Origin of the sequence: Pectobacterium brasiliense (genome assembly GCF_013449685.1) — a bacterium.
In the GTDB taxonomy this organism is placed as follows: domain Bacteria; phylum Pseudomonadota; class Gammaproteobacteria; order Enterobacterales; family Enterobacteriaceae; genus Pectobacterium; species Pectobacterium brasiliense_A.
This window is the reverse complement of sequence record NZ_JACDSF010000051.1, coordinates 5339-8433: the sequence shown is the minus strand read 5'-3', so window position 1 is coordinate 8433 and position 3095 is coordinate 5339. Positions and strand designations below refer to the sequence as shown.

The window sequence follows — 3095 nt, the reverse complement described above, 5'->3', positions numbered from 1 at the left end:
TCCGTAGATGGCGGGTCAAGATCATATCAACATTGGAGTTAAAGGGTATGTTTAATAAAAGCAATGCAATAAAGCATATACATGTATTACTTCCTGATACAAATAAAGATATCAATATAAATGTCGATGGTAAAAATGTCATAATCACAGGAGGGAATGGATGTGGCAAAACTAGGTTTTTAAAACTTATTTATGAGCAGATATCAGCTCAAATAGAACAGAATGAATATAAAACGATTGAAAAAACAAAAGAGGGAATATCAAATAGACAAAGCTGGATGAAACATATTTCACCTACAGATAGGAATTATTTTAGATGGAAACAAGAAATAGCTGATTATGAAAAACAATTGATAAAAATGAAAAATATCAATGTTGAACTCGCTGATCTAGATAGATACTGTATCGATTTTAATGAGAAAAAATCCTTACTACGTTACTTCGGTGCTGTCAGAGAAAATAACATTTCGCATTCAGGAACTATCGATAGCTTAAAGACATTAAGGGATGAGGAAATTTCAGTTAGTTTATCTCAGGATACCAGTGATAAATTTGAACGATATTTAGTCTCGCTTTATAACTACGGAAGTCATTTAATTGCTAGAGAAAATAATAAAACTAAGGGAGATAAAGTAGATACTTGGTTTAATTTTTTACAAGAACAATTTCAATACCTATTTGAGGATGATTCGTTAAGACTTGATTACAATGCGGAGGAGCAATCATTTTATATATCTCAGGATAATAAATCTCCTTATAGATTTAATCAGCTTTCGTCAGGCTATCAATCTATTTTAAGCATATATGCTGACTTATTGATGAAAGTTGAACTCAAGGGAATTACTGCTGATGAGTTATCTGGGGTTGTATTTATTGATGAAATTGATGCTCATTTGCATGTTTCCTTACAACGAAAAATTTTCTCATTTTTTGTAAGTGCATTTCCAAATATCCAATTCATTGTCACAACTCATTCCCCTTTTGTAGTTCAATCTGTTAATAATGCGATAATTTATGATTTAAGCACAAATGAACAACTTGAAGATCTATCCATGTATTCTTATGAAGCAATTGTAAAAGGTTTACTTGGTGTTGATACGCAATCAGATCTACTCAATAATCAATTGGATAAATTAGCATTATTAATAAATGAGGATGTTATTGATACGGAAACATTGGAAGAGGTTGTAAATAGCATTCAGCCATATGAAAATCAATTAGATATGAGGTCTAGAACATTTTTATTAATGGGTAAAAATGCTCTTTTAGATGCAAAAGATGCAACTGAAGGAGAGTGATAAATGTTTAATGTTATTAGAACTTATCCAGCTCCAGACTGTATAGCTCGGAATCTTTATAATGATACAGAGGTTACTGAAATTCTGAAACCATTATTTCACTCGAAGTGTTATTTGTGTGAGCGAAATGAAGTTCAAGATGCTGAAGTAGAGCATCTTATCCCACATGAAGGTGATGATAATTTAAAATACAATTGGGATAATTTATTTTATTCATGCAGTAGATGCAACGGAATAAAAGGCAATAGACATAGAAATATCCTAAATTGCACAGATTCATCTATTAATATCTTCAATCAGATAATTTGTAAGATGCCGTCAATGCCAGATGATGACGTTGTTATTCTTCCGAATACAAATTCACCAACTTTAAGTATAGTTAGCACTGTAAATCTATTAAATGAATGCTATAACTTGAAGAATACAGGGCTAAGGAAAATAAGCAGAGAAAGTCTTATCGAACAAATGTTTTTTTATTATTCAAGATTTATTGAGGCTAGGATGACTCTTAAAGATCCTAGTAAAGGCCGCTCTAGAAAGAAAGATGCAGAGGAGATGCTGGAAGCAATGTTAAAAATTGAACATCCATTTTCAATTTTTTGGCGTTGGCATTATTTAGGTGATGGTTTCCTAACAGCAAATTATCCAAATCTAAGAGATGGTTTTTGATATAACTTGCGAGGTTAATAATGAATTACATATCATCATTGACCTCCTAAAGCTTTCTCTAATAGGATTTTTATCTATTCTTCGATCTATTCATGGTATTTTTATCTTTTAAGTAATAGGTCTTCATAAAGGTTAAACGATCACCATTAAACATATAGTCTGGGTTAATAAAGTAATAGTTCTGTATCATGGTCTCTGCGATAAACTTCTTGTCAGCAAGTTCTTTCATACCTTTGAAATAGGTTGTTCTTGATATTTTTACTATATCTTGATCAACAATATCGAATGACATCAAAATAGTATCCGTGTCCTTATTATCCCTGATAGCAAGATAAAGAATCTTGAAAACTTTCTTGCCAGATGAAGAGAGTCCTTCAATAGCAGATACTCCGTCAACATAAAGTTTTACGAACTGGGTTTTATCTACCTCCATAGACTGAAAGAAACCGCCATTACCAACCTGCTCTCCAGTTTTCTCATTCACTAATGCTAAGCGATCTTTTCCTGTTGTAATGCGTCTGACGCCTGTTTTAGTATGTAAGCTCGTATCATTAAGAAAAGGATTTTCTCGTGGCGTGGAAGACCTCTTCGTGATTTTTTTATTTCTCTTTCTTCTATTTGAGTATTAATCGCTGTCATTATGTTTTCTCCTTTATTATTTTAGTTATATATAAACTAAATACTATATATTCCCTGCGAGTCAATACTTGAAGTGTATATTTTCCCAAATAAATAATACTTAAGGTTTTAGAGTCGGATACTTGAGGTTCGAAAATATAGGGGAATATAACACTTCACTATCTATATTTGAGAACAGTTATCAACTTAAGTACCGGGATTCGGGACTTTAACTCCCCAGATCCGGTACTTCGTTTTAAGCTATAAGCGGGCTGCGAGCACTTTTCTTCTTCATTATTCAATTAATGAAGCTGAGAACAACTATGCAGAGGGGAAGGGGGAGTATAGTTTTACTTATTGATGTAATGGTGCTTGATAAAAATTGTACCTGATGATTTATATATTATTATCTTTCTTATTGAGAATTGTTCTCAATATAAGTTCCGAAAGTCGGGACTTTAACTCCCCAGATTCGGTACTTCGTTTTAAGCTATAAGCGGGCTGCGAGCA

The 3095-nt window shown here is 32.5% G+C and carries 2 protein-coding genes and 1 pseudogene; 2 read left to right on the top strand and 1 reads right to left on the bottom strand.

The window, feature by feature from the left end:
• Both H0248_RS18325 and H0248_RS18320 read left to right on the top strand, forming a co-directional pair.
• A partial coding sequence (locus tag H0248_RS18325) for an AAA family ATPase (RefSeq protein ID WP_257981566.1) occupies nt 1–1298 on the top strand: 1298 nt, incomplete at its 5' end.
• Nucleotides 1299–1301: 3 nt separating this feature from the next.
• The gene (locus H0248_RS18320; RefSeq protein ID WP_180787005.1) at nt 1302–1967 is read left to right on the top strand and encodes an HNH endonuclease; all 666 of its coding nucleotides are present in this window, start codon (nt 1302–1304) and stop codon (nt 1965–1967) included.
• A gap of 70 nt (nt 1968–2037) precedes the next feature.
• On the opposite strand, the pseudogene H0248_RS18315 reads toward H0248_RS18320, so the two are convergent.
• Nucleotides 2038–2606 (bottom strand): annotated as a pseudogene (locus tag H0248_RS18315) (replication/maintenance protein RepL).
• Nucleotides 2607–3095 lie beyond the last annotated feature (489 nt).

Bases quoted from the DNA above. Each gene is read 5' to 3' on its own strand.
- H0248_RS18320 (WP_180787005.1), top strand. From the start codon at position 1,302: ATGTTTAATGTTATTAGAACTTATCCAGCTCCAGACTGTATAGCTCGG.